Origin of the sequence: Plantibacter lichenum (assembly GCF_050587525.1) — a bacterium.
Taxonomy (GTDB): domain Bacteria; phylum Actinomycetota; class Actinomycetes; order Actinomycetales; family Microbacteriaceae; genus Plantibacter.
Genome location: NZ_JBOBFT010000001.1, coordinates 144,917 through 165,673, shown reverse-complemented (window position 1 = coordinate 165,673; position 20,757 = coordinate 144,917). Strand labels below are relative to the sequence as shown.

Annotated in this window: 18 protein-coding genes and 1 tRNA gene; 10 read left to right on the top strand and 9 right to left on the bottom strand. The window is 64.1% G+C overall.

What is annotated here, in order from left to right; genetic code table 11:
• Positions 1 to 126 precede the first annotated feature (126 nt).
• Entirely contained in the window at positions 127 to 774 is a 648-nt protein-coding gene (locus ACQ3HB_RS00785; protein ID WP_430916847.1) for a hypothetical protein, read from the bottom strand.
• A gap of 329 nt (positions 775 to 1,103) precedes the next feature.
• Between ACQ3HB_RS00785 and ACQ3HB_RS00780 the strand changes: the two genes are divergently transcribed.
• Both ACQ3HB_RS00780 and ACQ3HB_RS00775 read left to right on the top strand, forming a co-directional pair.
• Entirely contained in the window at positions 1,104 to 1,772 is a 669-nt protein-coding gene (locus ACQ3HB_RS00780; RefSeq protein ID WP_430916845.1) for a formylglycine-generating enzyme family protein, read from the top strand.
• 199 nt (positions 1,773 to 1,971) lie between these two features.
• Positions 1,972 to 2,044, top strand: a tRNA-Arg gene (locus ACQ3HB_RS00775).
• A gap of 213 nt (positions 2,045 to 2,257) precedes the next feature.
• Here the strand turns inward: ACQ3HB_RS00775 and ACQ3HB_RS00770 are convergent.
• Together ACQ3HB_RS00770 and ACQ3HB_RS00765 are read right to left on the bottom strand one after the other, a co-directional pair.
• Positions 2,258 to 3,115, bottom strand: a complete 858-nt coding sequence (locus ACQ3HB_RS00770) for a hypothetical protein (RefSeq protein ID WP_430916843.1) — start codon at positions 3,113 to 3,115, stop codon at positions 2,258 to 2,260.
• Complete coding sequence (locus ACQ3HB_RS00765) at positions 3,112 to 3,816, bottom strand: hypothetical protein (RefSeq protein WP_430916842.1); 705 nt, start codon at positions 3,814 to 3,816, stop codon at positions 3,112 to 3,114. The genes ACQ3HB_RS00770 and ACQ3HB_RS00765 overlap by 4 nt, the downstream gene beginning before the upstream one ends.
• A 511-nt stretch (positions 3,817 to 4,327) precedes the next feature.
• On the opposite strand from ACQ3HB_RS00765, the gene ACQ3HB_RS00760 reads away from it, so the two are divergent.
• From ACQ3HB_RS00760 to ACQ3HB_RS00735, 6 genes are all read left to right on the top strand, one after another.
• Positions 4,328 to 5,125, top strand: a complete 798-nt coding sequence (locus ACQ3HB_RS00760; protein WP_430916841.1) for a Hachiman antiphage defense system protein HamA — start codon at positions 4,328 to 4,330, stop codon at positions 5,123 to 5,125.
• A complete protein-coding gene (locus ACQ3HB_RS00755; protein ID WP_430916839.1) occupies positions 5,118 to 7,607 on the top strand; it encodes a DEAD/DEAH box helicase in 2,490 nt (829 codons plus the stop codon). Before ACQ3HB_RS00760 ends, ACQ3HB_RS00755 begins: the two co-directional genes overlap by 8 nt.
• Positions 7,608 to 8,101: 494 nt before the next feature.
• The gene (locus ACQ3HB_RS00750) at positions 8,102 to 8,581 is read left to right on the top strand and encodes a hypothetical protein (RefSeq protein ID WP_430916837.1); all 480 of its coding nucleotides are present in this window, start codon (positions 8,102 to 8,104) and stop codon (positions 8,579 to 8,581) included.
• A 78-nt stretch (positions 8,582 to 8,659) separates the two neighbouring features.
• Positions 8,660 to 9,106 (top strand): hypothetical protein, encoded by a 447-nt coding sequence (locus ACQ3HB_RS00745; protein WP_430916836.1) that lies wholly within the window; start codon positions 8,660 to 8,662, stop codon positions 9,104 to 9,106.
• Positions 9,107 to 9,704: 598 nt separating this feature from the next.
• On the top strand, positions 9,705 to 10,349 hold the full coding sequence (locus tag ACQ3HB_RS00740; protein WP_430916834.1) for a bifunctional 4-hydroxy-2-oxoglutarate aldolase/2-dehydro-3-deoxy-phosphogluconate aldolase: 645 nt from the start codon (positions 9,705 to 9,707) through the stop codon (positions 10,347 to 10,349).
• Entirely contained in the window at positions 10,346 to 11,311 is a 966-nt protein-coding gene (locus ACQ3HB_RS00735; RefSeq protein ID WP_430916832.1) for a sugar kinase, read from the top strand. Before ACQ3HB_RS00740 ends, ACQ3HB_RS00735 begins: the two co-directional genes overlap by 4 nt.
• 98 nt (positions 11,312 to 11,409) lie before the next feature.
• On the opposite strand, the gene ACQ3HB_RS00730 is transcribed toward ACQ3HB_RS00735, so the two are convergent.
• The 5 genes from ACQ3HB_RS00730 to ACQ3HB_RS00710 all read right to left on the bottom strand — a co-directional run bounded on the left by ACQ3HB_RS00730 (position 11,410) and on the right by ACQ3HB_RS00710 (position 16,311).
• Positions 11,410 to 12,627: a sialidase family protein gene (locus ACQ3HB_RS00730; RefSeq protein WP_430916831.1), complete on the bottom strand. Its 1,218-nt coding sequence runs from the start codon at positions 12,625 to 12,627 to the stop codon at positions 11,410 to 11,412.
• Between the two features lie 21 nt (positions 12,628 to 12,648).
• Entirely contained in the window at positions 12,649 to 12,795 is a 147-nt protein-coding gene (locus ACQ3HB_RS00725) for a hypothetical protein (protein ID WP_430916829.1), read from the bottom strand.
• A gap of 42 nt (positions 12,796 to 12,837) precedes the next feature.
• Entirely contained in the window at positions 12,838 to 14,283 is a 1,446-nt protein-coding gene (locus ACQ3HB_RS00720) for an ABC transporter substrate-binding protein (RefSeq protein ID WP_430916827.1), read from the bottom strand.
• Positions 14,284 to 14,425: 142 nt separating this feature from the next.
• Positions 14,426 to 15,328: a carbohydrate ABC transporter permease gene (locus ACQ3HB_RS00715; RefSeq protein ID WP_430916825.1), complete on the bottom strand. Its 903-nt coding sequence runs from the start codon at positions 15,326 to 15,328 to the stop codon at positions 14,426 to 14,428.
• Between the two features lie 5 nt (positions 15,329 to 15,333).
• Positions 15,334 to 16,311, bottom strand: coding sequence for a carbohydrate ABC transporter permease (locus tag ACQ3HB_RS00710; protein WP_430916823.1), 978 nt, complete (start codon positions 16,309 to 16,311; stop codon positions 15,334 to 15,336).
• A 262-nt stretch (positions 16,312 to 16,573) separates the two neighbouring features.
• On the opposite strand from ACQ3HB_RS00710, the gene ACQ3HB_RS00705 reads away from it, so the two are divergent.
• The gene (locus tag ACQ3HB_RS00705; RefSeq protein ID WP_430916821.1) at positions 16,574 to 19,435 is read left to right on the top strand and encodes a glycoside hydrolase family 99-like domain-containing protein; all 2,862 of its coding nucleotides are present in this window, start codon (positions 16,574 to 16,576) and stop codon (positions 19,433 to 19,435) included.
• 100 nt (positions 19,436 to 19,535) lie between these two features.
• Here the strand turns inward: ACQ3HB_RS00705 and ACQ3HB_RS00700 are convergent, their stop codons facing one another.
• Positions 19,536 to 20,174: an NAD(P)H oxidoreductase gene (locus ACQ3HB_RS00700; RefSeq protein WP_430916819.1), complete on the bottom strand. Its 639-nt coding sequence runs from the start codon at positions 20,172 to 20,174 to the stop codon at positions 19,536 to 19,538.
• 222 nt (positions 20,175 to 20,396) lie between these two features.
• Between ACQ3HB_RS00700 and ACQ3HB_RS00695 the strand changes: the two genes are divergently transcribed.
• Positions 20,397 to 20,747: a winged helix-turn-helix transcriptional regulator gene (locus tag ACQ3HB_RS00695; protein ID WP_430916817.1), complete on the top strand. Its 351-nt coding sequence runs from the start codon at positions 20,397 to 20,399 to the stop codon at positions 20,745 to 20,747.
• Positions 20,748 to 20,757: the final 10 nt, after the last annotated feature.

Below are 20,757 nucleotides of genomic sequence, written 5' to 3'. Positions count from 1 at the left end.
TGTCGCGTGTCGCGTGGCCCGTGCCGCGTGCGCGTGCCTCACCGCATGTGCTCGTTGGCGGCCTGTTGCGGTTCGTGGACGCCCCAGTCAGCATCTGGCCACCGATGAGCCAGAAGCGCGGAGGGGTTAGCGCGGGGAGTAGCTGGTATCGGCCTCGAGGACCGACGGGGCGTCGTGCAGCATCGCGATGATCGCAGCCTTGCCCATCGGGATGCGCGGCGGACGTGGCTTGCGACTGCGGCGACGACCGGAGCCCGAAGCAGTCGCGGCGAGTGCGGCGGATCGGATGGTCGCAGCGTCGGGGTCGGCGATCGACGTCTCCGTGATGAAGCGCTCCAGCGTCGGGACGTCTTGCTCGCGGATGCCACGCATCAGGACGCCGGTGACAGGTAGCCGGCCTGCTTCGCCGCCGGACGTCTCGATAGTGAGCGTCAGCACGTTGAGCGCGAGCGGGTCGCGCTGGAGGCTGCGCCATGCGGTCGTGACGTCGCGGAGCGGAACGGTCGTCCCGTTGAGCGTGCACGTGCCTGCCGCAAAGTCGACGACGACCGGTGGATACGCCCGGCCGACCAGGACCATGATGACGACCACGATGACCACGAACAGGATGGCCGAGACGATGACGACGCGTCCGAAATCCTGCCCGTAGAAGGGCTGCACGACGAGTGCGAGGGCGATGCCGGCGAGCAGGCTGAGGATGAGGAGGTACGCGGCGTTGCGGAGCACGGGGTTCGGGCCGAGGCGGACCGGTCCGGCGGGTGGGGCGATGGTCACGGGGGCTCTTTCGGTGGGTGGCCGTCCGAGCCTAGCCGCCCGAGCTGCGGGTTGAGTCCCGTGGCCGTGCCGCACCTCCGGTCCCTGAGCCTGTCGAAGGGTCGAGTTCGTCAATCCGACGCCCGCTTCGACAATCGGTCTACGACCGACCTGCCTCCGGTCCCTGAGCCTGTCGAAGGGTTCGCTCCAACAATCTGAACCCCGACCCGACCTCCTGCCCGAGCGCCGCAGCATACTCGTCGCGTCCTCGTGCATCGCTGCGCGCCACCCGCCAAACCGCCCCTCGTAACAATCGCCTCCCGCCTCGCCGCCGCAGGTACGGTGCACCCATGCCCCTCGCCATCGCCCCGCGCACCGTCACGATTCCCGCAGGCGGCGTCACCCTTCATGACGCACGCAGCAGGCGCACGTGGGACACCGATGTCGCAACCTTCGAGATCGGGATCACGCCGGTCACGCAGGTGGAGTACGCGGCCGTCACGGGGGCATGGCCGGCGTCGACGCGTGGTGGCCTGTTGCCGGTCGAGGGCGTCTCGTGGAGGGACGCGATCGAGTACTGCAACGCGCTGTCCACGCAGGCGGGCTTCGCGGCCGCTTATGCGCGCGATGGCGATGACATCGTGTGGGATCCGACATCGGACGGGTACCGTTTGCCGACCGAAGCCGAGTGGGAGCGAGCGTGCCGGGCGGGTTCGGATGGGCCACGGTATGGGGAGCTCGATGCGATCGCCTGGTATCGGGAGAATTCCGGCGAGCAGGTGCATGCGGTCGGCGGCAAGGAACCCAACGTGTGGGGTCTCCACGACATGTTGGGGAACGTGTGGGAGTGGTGCTGGGACTTCGCCGATGCGGATCGCTACGGCACGTACCGGGCGATGCGCGGTGGCGGGTGGTACGACCAGCACTGGAGCTGCCGGGCGTCGGTGCGGCGGGGGAGCTATCCGGGGCTGCGCATCGATGATGTCGGGTTCCGTGTGGCGCGGTCGGTTGCGCCGTGAGCCCGGTCCCTGAGCTTGTCGAAGGGCGTTCCTTCCCGGTCCCTGAGCTTGTCGAAGGGCGTTCCTTCCTGGTCCCTGGGCCTGTCGAAGGGCCCCGCGACACCCCGACGCGAACGCTCGATTGGCGGTCTCGCCCGACGTGCGATAGGCTCTACTCTGGCCTGCGGAGCTGATGTTCACATCGAAACCGCGAGGCAATGCGCCCGTAGCTCAACGGATAGAGCATCTGACTACGGATCAGAAGGTTGGGGGTTCGAATCCCTTCGGGCGCACATTTTGAAAAGCGGTCCACTTCGGTGGGCCGCTTTTGTTTTGCCCTGATGTGGTCTCCGGTTGACCTCACGATTATGAGATAGTTGCGGTGGGCTGACGGGCACCTGTTCGCCCCGGTTAACCGCGTGACTCCACGGAAGTCGTCATGGTTGGTCGCGGCTGGTTGATGGTGGTTGCAACGGAGTTACCGGCACAGGACCGGCACAGCTGGCTCAGGCGCAGAGGTCGACCAGCCGCGCGCCAACTTCGTCTCGAAGCTCGGTGGACATCGCAAACCCCGCTGACAGTTGGAGCAATCGTGGACGGTCCATGATCCAACCTGCACGTTGCGAGTAGCGAATCCACTGAGGCTGCGGAACCGAAATTACGCTGAGTACATAGAACACGCGGACGGGGTGTACGGCCCACTTGACATGGGACGCAATCACGTCGAGATTGATATCCGAGAGTTTTTCATCCCAGTTCTTGCCGGTGGCGCATTGCACAAGGAAATGTAGGTATCCGCTCCTGTTGTCGATGGATGGAAGCCACGCGACGACGTCCATTCCAAGGTCCTTGTCCTTGGGTAGTGGTTCGTTAAACACCTCAAGGTTGGTGAGGCTGGACGCCTTGGCATAGTCCTTGATTCGCTTCCGAAAGGACTTAGGCATTCCTTCCCGCGCGGGATGTCCGACTCGCACCACGCTGCCACCCAAGCGGAGGGCTAACAAGTGACGAATGAGCTCCTCGAACAGCGTCCGGTCTTCAGCGTCGATCTCGCCGAGAGCCAAGAGGCATAAGTAGGCATGCAGCATCACGACGTCAGTGTCAGCGTCCTGGTTCGGAACCAGCCGCGTTTCGGTGATCGAGAGTGGCCAGCCGTCGCCGTACAGAGCCTGTCGGTTTCGAAGTTCTTGCCAAGTCTGCTGCTTGAGGAGATCGGGGTTTCCAATGTCCTCGCGCGAGATCACCGATTTCAGGTCGCCGCGTTTCAGGTCCCGGCCCTGTAGGAGCGCGACACATTCACACCAATCGGCAACCTCAGATGCGCTCGGAGCGGACCCTACGGGGAAAGCGGGGCTGATGTTCACTCGGCATCTACCACCGCGCTGAGGCCCTCAACGACCTGAGCAAGACGGGCGACACCCGAGACGATGTCATCATCGGTGCGGTAGATGCTTATCAAGCTGGCCACATCGCGGAGGGCACGTTCCGCGCTCTGTACGCGCTTGAGCAGGTATGCTTTCTCGCCGTCGCTGAACTCGTAGGCGGCTTCAACATCACGTGTCTTTCGAAGGTAGGCGGTCGCGGTCTCGCTGGCCAATACCGGCGCAAGCCGATTCGTGATCGCACGCGAGTCAGAGATGACAGGGGCGGTTTCGTCGGATCCGAAGACCCAAGTGACAACTTCTTCGAGCTGGTCTAGATGGTCGTCTGGGACCAGAGCATCGACTCGCTCGACTGGGAGCCGGCGTGGAATGTTGAGAAACGTCTTGATCGAGCGCTGTCCGAGGGTGACCTCGAGCAGTGAAAACCTTTCACGGATTGGGCGTTCCGGTAGTTCGAGATCCTTTTTTACCTGCTCGAAAACTACGTAGTCCTGGTAGAGCTTCTTGACTGTTTGCCCCGTGTCTCCCACGAGGTCCTCGATCTCGCTAAGGTCCTTGTCGTCGTCAATTAGCTGGGCGATGAACCGTGCGCGCTGGAACGGCGCCCACTTCTTGGGCCCGGTGATGTGTCGAAACCCGAGAAAAGGGAACACATCTTCGCGCTTCTCGTATTTCGTCCACACCGCCAGCGGCTCGTCCTACCTCTTCGATCTCGACCGCAGAACAGTCGAGCGGCGCCGCGCACTCGACGCGCCGCGAACCGTCAACGACAGGGAGCGCCCGCTCCACGAGATCCGACACTGTTCAGTGGGCCAGCAGGGCTTCTGGACGATGGAGGAAGACGGGATCGCGGCTGATGCGTACTGGGCGATGAGCTCGGTGATCGTGCGGATTGAGCGCGTGGGCTCGTAAGCGTGGGATCGCGTTGACTGGCACTCGCCCGCGAGCGATCACCAGCGGTGGGAGTTAAGCAGAGGCGCTCCTCGAGCCTCGGCAAGCAGGCTCAAGCTTGGTTTAAAAACCAATCGACCCGTTTATGATGTAGGCAACCTTCTACTTCTGGGCCGCTCTTTCCTTCCTGCACGTCGTCCTGCGCAGCGATAGCGACGATTCCTGTACCCAGTTGTGGGTACCACTACACGAAAGGACGCGTCCCGTGCTGACTGACGCGCGCCGAGCACCATAATGGGCCCCATGGATGGGATCAACGTCGTCTCAACGGGGGATGCCGCCGTGCTCATACTCGAAGACGTCTCGGACGAACTGAAAGAGCTACTGCGTAAACGTCTGGCTGCCTTTTGTTACGGCGCCGCGGAAGTCGCACTCGATGCCGACTACTACTCGTTCGAGGCCACGATCACCGAGTTCATGCTGCGCTATGACAAAAAGGAGCACACGACAAAGATCGGAATGATCGGCGAACTCGTTGTGCATGTGTTGGTCGAGGGCGCGCATCCCACTCTCTCGAGCTCCGCAGTCTACTTCAACAAGGAAGAGCGCAGCATCAAAAAGGGGTTTGATCTGACCTTTCACGAGTCCAGCAAGCAATCCCTGTGGTACGGCGAGGTCAAGTCTGGAGAGGTTGTGGATGGACAGTCAGCGGACGAGAAGTCCGAGTCTCTCCTCAAAATCGCAGCGGCCGACATAGCGGGAAAGCTCAACGGGGATGTTCGACGGTCACGATGGGATACAGCGATTATTGACGCGGGACTGACCCTCGGCGCTAGCGAGGCGACCACGGTGAAGGCGCTGCTCCGCAGCGACTCGAAGCAGATCGTCAAAGGTAACAAGATCACGACCAACGTTCTGCTTGCTGCCGTGGTTCTTCACGAGCTCGATCACTGTGTCGTCACGGAGGACCCAACTGTTGCCGCAGTGAAGACCATCATGACGAGCGGTCGATTCGACTCGACGCGTGCGCTGGTAATTCAGCAGGCAGCATTGGAGACCGTAGTGGACTTCCTCCGAACCGTGCTGGCTGCCCGTGCCTAGGCCCGTCGAACTTACGATTGGTAAGCTGCGCCACGCATCCAACCTCGAGGACTCTGAGTTTCTGCGTCTTTATGAAGCCCTCATCCGTGCGGAGCGGTTGTCGGATGATGAGCTCACGGAGCTACTGAGATTCGCGATTCTGTTCTCTCGATCCAGTGATGAGGTTGTTTCGCGACTTGGCTACCGCATCATTCTTCAATACGGCGAGCTAACTCGGGACTACGAACCTCTGCATGCCATCGCGCAGGCACGCGACTTGATGCCGATCGTGGCGGCGACTGAGCGGCTAGACCCGGAGCTCTCTGCTGACGAGTCGTTCTCGCAAGTGTTCTATGCGGCTCATCGAACGAACTTCGAGACGCCTGGGCAGAATGGCAAGACAATCGTTCGTACGCGAGGGCAAATGGAGCTTCGCGCGTTCAACACTCGGGAACATCAAGCGATCGTCGTTGCACCGACTTCGTATGGGAAGTCCGAGATGCTCATTGAGAAGGTCGTCGCAAACCTAGATGGCGCAACGTGCATCATTGTTCCCTCGCGGGCTCTAATTGCCCAGACATGCGCGCTACTGATTAGCGATCATCGCGTGCGGGCCTCCAAGGTTCGCGTGATCAGTCATCCAGATGCTTATGCGGGTGGGACCAGGTTCATTGCAGTGATGACCCAAGAACGTCTCCAGCGACTCTTTATTGAGCAGCCTGAAGTCGCGCTCAACCAGCTTCTGGTAGATGAAGCGCACAATCTGCTTCCCGACGAATCACGGGCAATCGAATTGTCACAGGCCGTTCTCACAGCGCGATCTCGCAACGACGATCTCGCCGTGACGTACTACACGCCTTTCATCTCAGCCCCCGAGAACCTGCACCACGTGAATCAAGCCGATGCGGCTACGAAGAGCAAGACAGTAAATGAGCACGTCAAGGCCGAGCGAATCGTCATGGCGCCCCTAGGCGGTCAGCAGGAGCTCTACGATCAGTTCCTCGATCGGATGATCCCCATCAACGTCCGAGTGCCATCGGACGAGCTCGCCGCGGTGCTGTCATTGTCGGGCCATCGGACGCTCGTCTACGTCAACCGGCCCAAGGAGGCCCAAGAGCTTGCGCTCCGGCTCGCAAGAGTGAACGGCAGCGTCGCACTCTCCGCTCAGGCAGCTCGTGCGATCAAAGCGATCGCAGATCTGATCGACCCCAGCTACGGCCTCATAGATGCAATCAGGGCAGGCGTGCTCTTTCACCACGGAAAGGTTCCAGACGTCCTCCGGCAATACATCGAGAACCTTTTCCGAGAGGAAAAGGCCACCGAAGGGCGCCTACTCGTCACTACGTCAACCCTTCTCGAAGGGGTCAATACTCCCGCAGATCGTCTCATTATGATGTCGCCGAAGAGGGGCCTCGGCTATCTTTCAAGGTCCGCGTTCCGCAATCTGATCGGGCGCGTCGGGCGCTTCAGTGAAGTCTTCGACGTCGCCCGCCAAGATCTAGACCTTCTGCAGCCGAGGATCTACCTCGTCCCCAGCAGCTATGCCCGCCAAGACTGGAATGTTCCTAACTACCTTTCAAAGGTTGCGAACCTCGCCAAGGTCGTAGAAGACGACCCCGAGAACCCTTTGCTTGCGGTCTCCGATTCGGACGAGCGACGTCACATTGCACTCGAGTACCTCGAGAACATGGAACCGGGTGTGAGCGGATTGATCGATCCACGACACGCGCAAACCGAGGTCGGAAGGCTTTGTTTTCGAAACGGAGTCAGAGATTTCGACATTTTTGAGAATGAACTGGAGATCCAAGGCCGAATTGACGCGCTGCGGGTGAACTCCAGGATTGCTGACGTGTCAGCGGTGGTCCCGGTGATTTGCAGTGTCTTCTTGGACGGTATTGACCTGGTCGACGCAGCCGACCTCGTGCGCGTTCGCGACACGGAAGGCGCACAGAAGTTCTACACCCTGCTCCTGAGTTGGCGATCGCGGAACGAGCCCTACAAACGACTCATCGCGCACTTTCTCGGGTATTGGGAGACGCTCGACGATGAGCTGGTCTACGTCGGCTCAACATGGGGAGAAGAAACCTATGGCCCGGATGGCTTCAGAAAGCTGTTCGTGAGGATGAAGAAAAAATCGCACGCAGCTCGCGTCAACCTCGCCGTCGTGAAAGTCAAAGAGGAGCAAGACTTCGTCGATTTCCGTCTGGTGAAATACATCGAGATCCTGAACGCCCTAGGACTCATCGAAAGTAATCTCTACCTGCAACTGAAGTACGGCACGTCTGACGCCTACATGATCTGCCTGTTCAAGAACGGGTTCTCCCCTGAACTCGCGCGACTCGTAAAGGATTCATACGTTCGCCACGTCGTGGTCGATCACAGGGAGAGCGCGGTCGCAGTCCGGCCCTCCCTGGCCGACGCAATGGAATCTCAAGGTGAGAACGATGTACTCATCTACGAGGCTCAAACGCTCACGAATGTTGGATTGCGAATCCCCTCGTAACACCCGACTCGGCTTCCTGAGGGGCGAACCACAAGCGCGCCGTGAAATTGAGATAACTCCGGAACCGGCCGATTCCCCACCCGATCCAGTGCGCGGGATGCCAAGCCCTAGAATAATACCGATCGGTAGGATTTTTCCTCGACTGGCCAGGGCCTCGACTCGAAGACCGCCGGCACACGCTGACGATGCTCCCGCACGAAAGAGAGACCATGGCACACCAACCCGGCTGCGCAGATTCCATCGCCACCCCACGGGAAGATTGCGAGTGCGACTGCCTAAAGCGCCTGCACGGCCTACCGCATAGCGCGAGGGTCGGAGCGCTGTTTTCAGAGGGCCCTGAAAGAAGGCGGCTTCGCGACGCGACCGCGCGGAGAAGAAGGCTCGCGCGCAGGGCCGAAGGGACACCCGAATTCGCAGTTCTAGCGACGGACTTCCTTGTCTCACGAACTGCGGAATGGTTCTTTGCTGGCGAGTGGGCCACGGCGAAGGAGCCGTTGGAGTCACTGCTCGACAAGCTCAGCGTCTCGTTGCACAAAGAACTACTCGATGCGGCCAGCGATAGGGCGACCCGTGATGAAGTGGTCCGGCTCATCAACACAGAGCATTTCATTTGTTCGCTGTGCATCGGATACCTCCGCCTCGTTGATCTTGGCCAGGATCTCGTGCAGTTGGCTTGCGAAAAGATTGTCGACGTTGCTCTGGATGCTGCATTGCCGGAAGACACCGACGTCCTAGTCAGAACCGCTACGTCCAAGGTCCTCAGCAAGAGCCTCCTCGCAGCGTTCCCAATTCCTGGCAATCCGGCAGAAACGGCAGCAGTGCAGTTCCTGGCGCTGATCACCTGCCCAGAGTGGTCAGCTCATCCTGACAACGCGGTGGTCAAGGAATGTGTGACGCCGCACTTTGCTGCAGCGTTCAGCGAGATAGAGCTCGATTGGATAGAGAACGGTATCCCCGGGCCGGTCCCACGCTAGTTCAGCTTCGCCCCAGAATCGCCGCATGTGCGCTTTGTAGGTATCAACACCTCTGACGCACGTAGGAAGGCGACGACAATGTTCAACACACATGGCCTGGAAGAAGTGACTCTGGCGGAGGCCGGCGACCTCCCAGCAGGAAGCAACGTCATTGCTTCAGCGGGCAACTGGCTTGCCGTGACCATGCGACACGGTTTCGCCGGGCGTGCGCCCAAATGGGGCGTCGTCGGGAAGGTGCACGCGGACGAACTCTGCGCCGACCTGTTCGATCGAGACGACAACGCCGGACAGGCCACCCTCTTTACCTCCTCACACAGCCTCGAGTCCCGCGTCGGCGAAGAGTTGGAAGACCTACTCGCGTCCGCCGACGATATCCAAGTCGGCAGCGTCCTCATCTCAGGTGACGGGAAAGGAAACCCAAACTTCGTGCAGTATGAAGTCGCGATCCTCTTCGATGCCGCAGGGGGCACTGGAACGGAACGTCGTGCAGTTACACATCCGACGGTGAACACAATGGGCTCGTGAAAGCCCTCGGCCACCACGACCCGAGCGCGCTTAGGTTGTTCAGCTTGCCGATCACGCTTCGGATGCCGGCGTGAGAGCGCGCCGACGGACGACGCGCGGGCCGGGTCCCATGCACACACCCACGCTGCTGGCCATGAACAGAACTGCACAGTACGGCTGACCCAAGGTAGATTCCTGGGGTCCTGCGTTCGGTTGGTGTCACCACGGACCGGTCAGCGGTATGCCTGAAGTCCCGAGCCGCTCCCTCCCTCACAGGTAGGTATCCTTGGGAGCCACACAAAAAGGGGGTTGAGATGCGTGAGTTTGAGCGTCCCTGGCAGGGCACGGACCAGCACCGCGAAGCGTCTGACATTTCGCGATGGCTAGCAGGAGTGGGATTCGAACCCGCGACCTCACGATTATGAGTCGTGCGGTTGGTCGCTATTCGATGAGTGGGATGCCCTTGATGCTCAGCGTAGCGGCGGGCGCTCGCGAATGTCGGTCTCCAAGCTGTCCTCACTACGGCGGTCGAGAGCTTGTGCCACGCTGGCCCAGCTTCATAGTAAGTTAACTTGGTAATGCTTGCCGATGTGGGCGAGCCGCCGAGGAAGAAGTCGCCGTGGATGCCCTGGATCGCCCGCCCATCAGCCCCGCACTGCTCGCGGACGGGTTGCTCGCCATCGTCCGGTCGACGACCGTCGCTGACGCGGTGAGGCGCGGGGTCGCTCTCGCGGCCGGCGGAGTGCGCGTGCTCGAGGTGTCGTACACGCTCGCCGAAGCAGGCGACGCGATCCGCGAACTCCGACGCGAACTGCCGGAGGGCGTCGAGATCGGCGCGGGCACGGTCACGACACCGGCGATCCTCGAAGCCGCGACGGCGGCAGGAGCCGAGTTCTTCGTCTCGCCGAACCGCGCGAAACGAGTCGTCCGGTCCACGCGCGGCACGGCTCGCGCCTTCTATCCGGGCGCGGTGACGCCATCGGAAATCATGCAGTCGTGGAACGACGGTGCCGCCGCCGTGAAGGTGTTCCCCGCCGGAGCGTTCGGGCCCGACTACCTGTCCCTCGTTCGCGATCCACTCCCGCACATCCCGCTCATCGCCGTGGGTGGCGTCACGGTTGCGACCGCGGCGAGCTACCTGCGTTCCGGCGCAATTGCGGTCGGCATCGGCGGAGGGCTCGGCATCGAACCGGCCCGGCTGGAGGATCTCCTCGCCGAATTGCGCGCGATCCGCGCCGAAATGACGAGCAGGGCTTCGCGATGAACGGCGGGCGAACCGCACGGACCCCTCTCGTGGTCACGGCCGGCGAGACGATGGGCGCCTTCGCCGCTGCAACCCCGGGCGCGGTGATGCGCGGCCAGCAGTTCGCGCTCGGGGTCGCTGGATCCGAGTCGAACGTGGCGATCACCCTTGCGCGCCTCGGCATCGCGAGTCGATGGGTCGGCTGCGTCGGCGATGACGCGATCGGCGCGATGATCCTCCGCGAACTCCGTGCGGAAGGCGTGGAGACGCAGGCGCGTGCGCTCACCGCTCATCCGACCGGCGTCATGGTGAAAGGGAGACCATCCGCTTCGCAGTGGAGCGTCTCGTACCATCGCCGGGACTCCGCAGGAGCGCAGTTGTCGAGCGATGACCTCGGCCCGGCGGCACTCGACGGCGCAACCGTCCTGCACCTCACCGGCATCACGCTCGCCCTCAGCCCGACGGCACGCGAGGTCGTCTTCGCCGCCGTTGAGCGAGCCCGCAACGCCGGCATCCTCGTCTCCTTCGACGTGAATCACCGACGCGCGCTCTGGGCCGATAGTGAAGCATCGTGTGTCATCGGCGAACTGCTCCCGATGGTCGACATGCTCTTCGCGGGACTCGACGAAGCGCAGCTCCTCGCCTCCGGCACCGACCCAGAGACGCTCGCCCGCGCGATCGCCCGACTCGGCCCCCGAGAGGTCGTGCTCAAGATGGGCGCGCTCGGGTCATGCGCGTGGACGGAGCCGACGGGGTTCATCGAGCAGCGAGCCCATCCGGTGACGGTCGTCGATCCCGTCGGCGCCGGCGACGCGTTCGTCGGCGGCTACCTCGCTGCGCTCGTCGAGAACACGTCCATCGCCGATCGTCTCGCCCTCGGCGCCCGTCTCGGCGAACGTGCCGTCTCCACCGTCGGCGATTGGGAGGGCGCGCCAACCCGCGCCGACCTCGCCGCGCACCACGCCGACGAGGTCGCCCGGTAACTCCCACCCACCCCGAAACCTCCGTTTTCGTGCAATCCGCCCAGTATCGAGGGCACTTCTTGCACGAAAACGGAGGTTCGGGGCAGGGGAGCGGGAGGTCAGGCGGGGAGGGCGGAGACGATGGTGGGTGGGGCGTCCGCGAGAGGGGCGCTGCCGTCGAGGCGGATGCGCTGCAGCAGGATCTCGCCCAGAGCGCCACGCTCACGGTCGTAGACGACGGCGAGCGTGCCGTCGGCGAGCTCCATCGCATCGGGATAGGTGAGTGTGCCACGCGAGTCGATGACACCGAGCGTCGACCACGTCTCACCGTTGTCGGATGAGACGTCGATGCGCATGCCGTGACGCTCGGTTGCATGATCGTTGCGGACCAGAATGATGCGACCATCACGCAGCCGCGAGAAGAACACCCGACTCGAGGTGTGCGGGTTGAAGCCGCTCGGACGAACGAGGGTCCACGTCGCACCGCCGTCCTGCGAGAACGACTCCGCGAGCCCGTCGAGCGTCCGGATGACCATCCACAGTTCCCCGGGTCGACGCTCCACGATCATGTGCTCGTCGAACGTCCGGATGCCGACCGGCACGTGCGCACCACCACGGAACGACCAGGTCTCACCGCGGTCGGTCGATGCGTAGACGTTCGCGTCCGACGGCTCGTCGAGACCACGATCCGGGCCCTGACCCCAGACCGACGCGGGGAGCAACCAGTCGCCGTCCGCCGTCACGATCGGCTTGTTCATCGAGACACCGTTCGACAGGCGCGCCGGGACCGACCATTCGATTCCCATCGGAACAGAACTCGCGGAGCCGGAACCGGCAGACCCGGAACTCGCAGAGCCGGAGCTCGCAGAGCCGGAGCCCGCAGAGACAGCCTCGACCGAATGCCGCGCCCACACCCCACCGGCCCCGTCGAAGAGCTCGTTGATCGACTCGTCGGTCTGGTTCCACAGGTGCCAGAGGCGCCCTGCGGGATCGACCCAGAGGTTCGGATCGAACACGCGCACACCACCGGGCGCAGCGATGGTGCAGGCGTGCGTCCACGTGACGCCATCGTCGACGCTGTGCACGAGCACAGCCACGTTCTCCGCCGACGGCTCCTTCGGCCCGCCCGTGTACCAGGTGACCCAGAGCGCGCCGTCGGCCGTTTGCGCGACGCCGGGGATCCCCTGCCACACCGGCAGGGCGGGCGTACCACCCTCGGTGATCACGGGAGCGGGATGCGATGCCGCGGCACCCGGCGATGCCGATGCAGGAGCGGCGGACGAGGCAGCAGCAGCCGATGCCGCGGCGCGCACATCGGTCGATTCAATGCTGGTCATAACGAGCCTTTCGGGGAGGGATCAGGTTCGGGGTGAAGCACACGAAGCACGAGGAACAGGAACAGGAACAGGAACGAGGAACAGGAACACCAGCACCAACACCAGCACCAGCGCCGGGAACACCGACACGAGCACGGCGTCCACGCGCACCGCCGGCCCGTCGATCACGCATGATCGACGGGCCGGCGGTGCTCACAGCAACAGCCGTGATCAGCCCTTCGCCCAGTCTTCAGTCCACCCACCGTCGACGGCGAGCTCCTTGGCGGTGTCGATCCACTGCTGGTTCATCTCGGCCAGCTGCTGGTCGAGGGTCTTCGTGCCGGTGAGGTACCCGGTGTAGACGCCCTGGCCGGACTGCGCTTTGGGAATGAACTGCGGATCCGGGACGGTGGGGCTGAGCGCCCAATCGCCCGAGGTGAGGCCTTCGAGGCCGGGTGCGGGAGCGGCATCGGCGAGCGATGGGATGCCACCCGTCTTGTCGAGCCACGGCTGGGCGCCTTCGGGGGAGCTGACGAATTGCAGGAACTTGATGGTCGCGTCGAGCTGCGCGCCCTTGATGTAGGACGGGATCATGTAGCTGGTGCCGCCGATCGTCGCACCGAGGCGCGCCTTCTCACCGGTGGACAGCGGGCTGTCCTGCTTCGTGATGGTGGGGAACGGCATCGTGCTCCACTTCCAGTCGACGTCGGCGAGGTTCGTCGCCGAGAAGTTCGCGCCGAACGACATCGCTGCATCACCGGCGAGGAACTCCTGGCCGCCCGTGAAGGCTGCTCCGGTCGAGGAGACGCCGGACCAGTTGTCCGTGGCGCATGCGTCGACGACCTTCTTGGCCAATTCCAGACCGGCAGCGATCTCCGGCGTGTTCTCGGTGGTGAACTCGCCCGTCAGGATGCCCTTCGCGAAGTCCTTCTTCGAGATCTGCGTCGCCGTTCCGGGAGTGCCGTCGGCGGCGAACTGGTTCAGCTCGTCGAAGTACTTCGTGAGGAGCATCGACATGATCGGCTTCACGGTGCTGTTCTGCGAGATCCAGCTGTTGTCGAACGCGAGGGGCGTGACGCCGGACTTCTTGAGCTTCCCGCAGGCGTCGAGCAGATCGCCGAGCGTCTCGGGCGCTGCCTTCACGCCGGCCTTCGCGAAGGCGTCCTGGTTGTAGTAGATGCCGAAGGTGTACAGGTTGAAGGGGATGAACTCGTAGTTGTTCGCTGCGTTGCGGGCGGCGGTCGCGTCGGGACCGAAGTAGTCCTGATTGAAGACGTCGATCCACTTCGTGTTGCCGTCGACGTACGGGTTCGGCTTCTGCAGCTCCTTGTCGAGCGAGTGCACCTGCTCGGGCTTGTGCGAGGTCTGCGCGAAGATCAGCTCGGGCGCAGTTCCAGCGGCGAGCTGCGTGGCGAGCGTCTGCTTGAACTCCGCGAGCGGCAGGACCGTCGTCTTCACCGTGATGTTCGGTTCGCGCTTCTCGAACCGCTTCACGAGGTCCTCCCACGCGGGCCCGAACGAAGCAGGATCGTTGTTCCACTGGTTCGGTCCGGAGAGGGTGATCGTCACCTTGTCTCCCGATGCCGCGGGCTGGCTCGTGCAACCGGCCGCGCCGGCGACGAGCGTCGCGGCCATGGCTCCGGCGAGGGTCACTCGGAGGAAACGTCGATGTTTCATGGTGTGCCTTTCTGGGCTGAGTGCTGTGGATGCTGGGTGGTGCGATGGGGTGTGACGGTGAAGTGAGAGGTGGTGCGAGGCGGTGCGATGAGGCGCAGTGCGGTGGTGCGCAGTGCGATGCAGCGCCGTGGCGAACGCCGGATCAGTGCGACCCGGGCAACCCGCCCTGCACCCCCGCGAGGAAGTACTTGGAGAGGAACGTGAAGAGGAGCAGGAGCGGCAGGCTCGCGAGCAGGTAGCCGGCGAACATCGGCCCGAAGTCGGTCCCGGACTGCCCCTGGAAGAAGATCAGCCCCACGCTCACGGTCTTGAGCTCGTTCTGCGTCACGGTGAGGAGCGGCCAGAAGAAGTCGTTCCACACGCCGATGATCGTGATGAGGGAGACCGTGCCGATGACGGGGAGCGAGAGCGGCAGCATGATCGAGCGGAACAGGCGGGCGGGTCCGGCGCCGTCGATCCGCGCAGCATCGAACACCTCCTGCGGGATCCCCTCGATGAACGTCTTCATGAGGATGGTGCCGAGCACGGATCCCGCGGCGATGTGGGGGATGATGAGCACCCAGATCGTATTGAGCAGGCCCATGTCGCGCATCATCACGAACAGGGGGATGAGGCTCGCGATGCCCGGCACCATCATGAGCGCGATGACCAGCGTGAAGAAGAAGGTGCGGCCGGGGAAGTCGAAGCGGGCGAGGACGAAGCCCGCGAGGAGGCTGAGGGCGATGATGCCGACGATCGATGCCGCCGCGACGAGCAGCGACGTGATCATGTACGGCTGGATCTGTCCCCACGCCTTCGCGTAGTTCTCGAGGTGCAGCGGCCAGGACGGCAGCCAGTAGTCGGACGCGAACTGCTGCGTGGATTTCAGCGAGGTGCTGAAGACGAAGAGGTAGGGGAGGAGCCCGAGCGTCGCGAGCACGGTCAGGGCCGTGTAGATCCAGAACTGTCCGGTGTGCTTGCGGCGGGCGCGCGGCACGCGGGTGCTGGCTGTGGACTGCGGCGGCACCGGCACAGATCCGGCGCGTTCGATGGTGGTTGCGGTCACGATGCTCACAGCCCCTTGATGTTGGTGGTGGAGTCCTTGCGACGGAAGATCGCCACGATGGCGCTCAGGACGACGGTGAGGACGAAGAGGGTGGTGGAGAGCGCGGCCGCGTAGCCCCATGCCTGGCCGTCGTAGGCCTCGTTGATCATGCGGAGGACGGGGACCATCGTCGCGTTGTCCGGGCCGCCGTGGGTCAGGATGTACGCGACGAAGCCGTACTGCAGCGTCTGGATGATGACGAGGATCACGAGCAGCTGCACCTGGCGGGCCATGAGCGGCACGTCGATGGTGAAGAAACGGCGGATGCGGCCCACGCCGTCGAGCGAGCAGGCCTCGAAGATCTCCTTGGGGATGTTCTGGAGGGTCGAGTAGAAGATGAGGAACGGCAGGCCGGCGACGAACGGGAAGCCGATGAAGAGGAGCGCGAGGAGGGCCGTGCGGGGGTCGCCGAGCCAGTTCTGGGCGAGGTCGGCGAGGCCGATGCTGCGCAGGATCTCGTTGAAGACGCCCGAGTTCGGCTGGTAGAGGAACGACCAGACGAGCGCTGTCACGACGCCGGGGAACGCCATCGGCACGATGAGCAGCGTCCGGTAGACGAACTGTGCGCGCTGGCTCTTGAGCGAGACGAGGAGTTCCGCGGCGATGAGCGGGAAGATCCACGAGACGACGCTGAACACGAAGATGATGCCGAGGTTCGCGAACGACTGCCACCAGAGGCTGTCGCCGAACATGCGGATGTAGTTGTCGAACCCGGTGAACGTCGACGTGAACCCGGGGTTCCAGTCCCAGAAGGAGTGCCAGATGCCGCTGAGTGCGGGGAAGTACTGGAACGCGATGAGTGTGAGGGCGAGCGGCGCGAGAGCGATGTAGACGCCCCAGGGGATCCGTCGCTTGCGGGGGACGGCTGGTGGAGTGTCGTCTCCTGCTGACCTGACGCGTTCCAGCACGGAGGCGACCTCCTCCGTGGGCTGCAGAACAACCACTGTTTCTCCTCTTCGAGTGCAGCGTGAACCGTGACGCTCCGGCGTGCGGAGCCCGGTCGTGCTCGGGTGGATCGAACCGTCGAATGCAGCGGATCGTTTCCTTGTCGCTCGTCAGTATAGGTATTAGCATCTTAACTTGTCAAAGCCCTCTCGCGCTGCGAGGAGGGCGGCCCACACCGATGTGGGCACGGCCCCCGCGATGCTGCGGGGGCCGTACGGCCGGCGGCCCCACGCCGCCGCGACACGAACCGGAGACCAGACGATGACGTTGTTCCGAAGATTCCCCGCCCTCGCCCCACCGCTCGCAATCGGAGTGATCGCCGTCCTCGCGGCGACCACGGTGACGGCGAGTGCAGCCGTCGCCAGCCCGGCCGCCGCCGCAGGAGCGCAAGTCGCTTCCGCGGCGACCGGGCTCGCGGCAGAGACCACGACCCCTGCGGCCCACCCCGGTCCGACAGGCGATGACTACTTCATCGGCGCCAACTACTTCAGCGGGTGGCGGAGCGGCGACAACTTCCACTTCGATTACCTCGACGGGACCGACTGGCGCCCGGACCATCCGGAACTCGAACCGACGTACGGCTGGTACGACGACACGCAGCCCGTCATCGATCAGCAAATCGTCGATGCCAGTGCGAACGGCCTCGACTACTTCGTCTTCGACTGGTACCCCGAGCGCCCCACGATCGGCGACGGCGGCGAACTCGGCGGCCTGCACACGGGCATGAACCTGTTCCGCACCTCGGCCGAGAAGGAGCGCATGCAGTTCATGGTCAACTACATCGACGGCGGCCCGTTCAACATCGGTGCCCTCCGCACGAAGGACATGACGCAGGCGCAGTACGAGACGGTGCGCGCGGCCGAGTGGGACACGATCACGACGAAGTGGGTGGAGCTGTTCCAGGATCCCTCGTACGTGAAGATCGACGGCAAACCCGTCATCGAGATCTACGACGTGCAACGGTTCACGACCGACTTCAGCACTGGCACCCGTCCGAACCTCAATCCGCACGAGCTCGCCCAGGTCCCGCAGGAGCGTGCGGTGATGACGGCAGCAGTCAACGTGCTCAAGGCGAAAGCCGCGACCGCAGGATTCCCCGACGTCCTCATCGGCGGCGGTCTCCAACAGCCCGGGTTCGCGGGCGAGTACGTGAGCGCCCACGACTACGACGGGCTCTACGACTTCTTCACCGCCTACGCCTGGCACGACATGAAGCGCGTGCCCGATGCGGACAACAGTTACGACAACCTCATCCGCGACAACCACGACTACGTGTGGGACTACTACGCGAAGTACAAGGATCCGGCCGTCGACTACGTCCCGATGATCACGCAGGGGTGGGACAACATCGTGCATCCCGACTATCCGAAGTGGTCGATCGACAAGACCCCGGAGGCGTTCGGGAACTCACTGCGTGAGGCGAAGGCGTACCTCGACGAGCACCCGCAGACGAACCTGTCCTCGGGCAACCCGCTCAAGATGTCGATCATCGGCAGCTGGAACGAACTGTTCGAAGGCCACTACTTCCTCCCGACGAAAGCCGACGGCGATGCGTACACGAGCCAAGTGGGTCGGGTGTTCGGCACGAACGACGCCGGGTCCACCACGGCCGCGCGTGCCGTGAACCTCGTGGCTGAAGCGCAGACCGTGCTCGATGCGATCCTCGCGGCGCTCGCCGGATTGGATGCGACCGAGGGCTCACCCGAGCAGACCGCGCTCGCCGCGGCCCGGGACGGCCTGCAGTCGCTCGTCGCTGTTGCGACGCCTGTCGGTGCTGCTGCTGAGGCCGCCGATGCCGCTGACGCCTCGGAGGCAACTCGTGCCGCCGACACCGTGACGAATGCTGCACCGATCGTCGCAGGCATCCCTGCTCTGCTCGCAGCGACGAACCTCACGGGCGTCGACGCGTCGGGTCTGCAACGAGCCTGGGCGGGTTTCGTCGAGGCGGCGTTCGGCCTCGCAGTGACGGCGGGAGCGTCGGACTACTCGCTCACGGCGGGCGAGACGACCGCGCTGTACTTCGATGTCGAGGGCTCCGCGGCCGTCACCGACGTGGACTGGACCGTGCAGTACCCGGACACCTGGGATGCGGCGGACGTGCCGCTCACGGGAAGCCATCCCGACACATCGATCGTGGTTCCCGCATCGGTCGGCGACGGTCGTCTCTACAACGTCTCGGACATGTTCCCCGGCCCGAGCGACATGATCGGCAACCGGCAGGAACTCACCGTGGCGTACTCGTTCGAGGTGGGCGGCGTCACGGTGTCCTCGACGATCCCGCTGCCGCTCACGATCATCCGCGACCTCTCGTCACGGGTGATCCGGAACGGGTTCGACGGCACCGCGAACCACCACTCGGTGTGGATCCACAACCAGACCGATCACGCGGTGACGGGCACGCTCGCCATCCCGACCGCACCTGGCGTGACCGTGTCCGCGTATCCGACGATGGTCTCGCTCGCCGCGGATGAGCGGCGCGAGGTGCCGGTGACGATCACGAACGACAGCGGGTACGACGTCGAACTGCCGATCACGTTCACGGTGGGCGGCACGGTGGTGCCGCTCGGCACGGCGTTCGTGAGCCCGGATCAGGTCGCCATCCCGTCCGTTCCCACTCAGGACGCCACGACGCGGTCAGATGGTCCGGCCGAGGTGAACAACGCCAACGGTCGGCTCCAGGTGGGCAACGCGGCAAGGGTCGGCGGGACCAACACGGAGTACCGTCCGGTCGTCTCGTTCGACCTCACGGCCGCGCGGGCCGGCGACGTCACGCGGGTCGTGCTCGACCTGACCGAGTTCGAGTCCGGCAACGCGGCGCCCATCGTGCTCGAGCACCTCGGGCCAGTCGCGGCCCCGAGTGCAGCCGACTTCGCCAGTCCTGCGCTCGCGACGGCTCCGTTCCCGATCTCGGGCACGCCGTCGTCGACGGGCACGCACCGGCAGGTCGATGTGACGGCGTGGGTGAAGGCGGACCTCGCGGCCGGCAAGTCGCTCAGTTCGTTCCGGATCCGCCTCGACACGCTCGTGCCGACGTCGACCTCGTACCGCGCCTTCCGGCCGGCCGAGTTCACGCCGGCCGATCCGAAGGATGCGCCGCAGCTCCTCGTGGTCTTCGCGCCGTAGACGGAGGCGTCCAGCAGATCGCCGCCCCTCGGGCCGCGGGTTCCCACCCGTGGTCCGAGGGGCGGCGTTCAGCCGTGCGGCCCGGATGCCGCGGGACCGCTCACGAACCGATCGGGCTGAGCGCTTCGTCCTCTTCAGAGGCGAGTGAGACGGCGAGCTCTCGCGCCACGCCGCGCGCCTGCTCGCGAAGCGCGAGGTAGTGGGCGTCCAGGTCGTCGATGCCCTCGCCGAGCGTGTCGTGGAGCAGGACCACCCGGCTGTCGCCGACTCCGCACAGCCCGGCGATGCCGACGTTGAGGTTCCGCGCGATCATGTCGTCGTACTCGCGCTTGCGGAACGCCTCTGCGCTCTCCCCGGCGAGGCCGATCCATCGGGCAGCGGCGATGCCGGACCGGCGTCCCTCGCCGTAGAACAGGCCGTAGTTCCAGACCCGGTCGATGTACCCCTTCATGACGGCGGGGATCGAGTACCACCACACGGGGAACACGAACACCAGCGCGTCGGCCGCCTTCGTGCGTGCGGCCAGCTCCATGACCTCGGGCGTGTACTGCTTGTCCACGTCGTCAAGGTCGGGCTCGTCCGCTTCCCACAGGACCGGGTCGAATCCCACCCGGTGCAGGTCGACCTCGTCGACGTCGAACCCCTGCGCGGTGAGTTCCTCGATCACGTCAGACGTGATTGTTGCGGTGAGCGAATCGGTACGGGGGTGCGCCCAGATCACCGTTGCGCGCTTCGTCATGCTGTTCTTCCTTCGTTGTGTGTGTTCGGCCGGGCCGGGCACGCCGAAGACCGCCGTGTCATCGAGACGATGACGGCGGGCGGCGGCTGCTGAGCTCGTGAGCCGGCGGATCAGGAGCGGGTTGCTCATCTCGGATCCGCGTCGTACCGTAAGTCAAGCAGGGCGCTACGAAAAGCATAAGTATGCACATCTTTGTCCTGTACTAACCGATTGGATAGTGTCATGCGAGACAAGACGGCGGCAGCGATCGCGATCTGCTCGGTGGAGACGACCGTGAGCATCATCGGCGGCTGCTGGAAGCTCACGATCATCCAGGAGTTGTTGGACCGGACGCTGCGTTACGGAGAGCTTCGCCGAGCCGTCGGCGAGGTAACCGACCGCGTGCTCACCCGGCAGCTGCGTGAACTGGAGGAGGACGGCCTCGTGCACCGGGAGGTCTACGCGGAGGTGCCGCCGCGGGTGGAGTATTCGCTCACCCCGATGGGTCAGACGCTGCGCGGGCTGGTTCGAGAGATGGACTCGTGGGGTCAGGCGTGGGTCGCCGAGCAACCCGTTTCCCCACCCGCGCGCTGAGCGTCGCCCT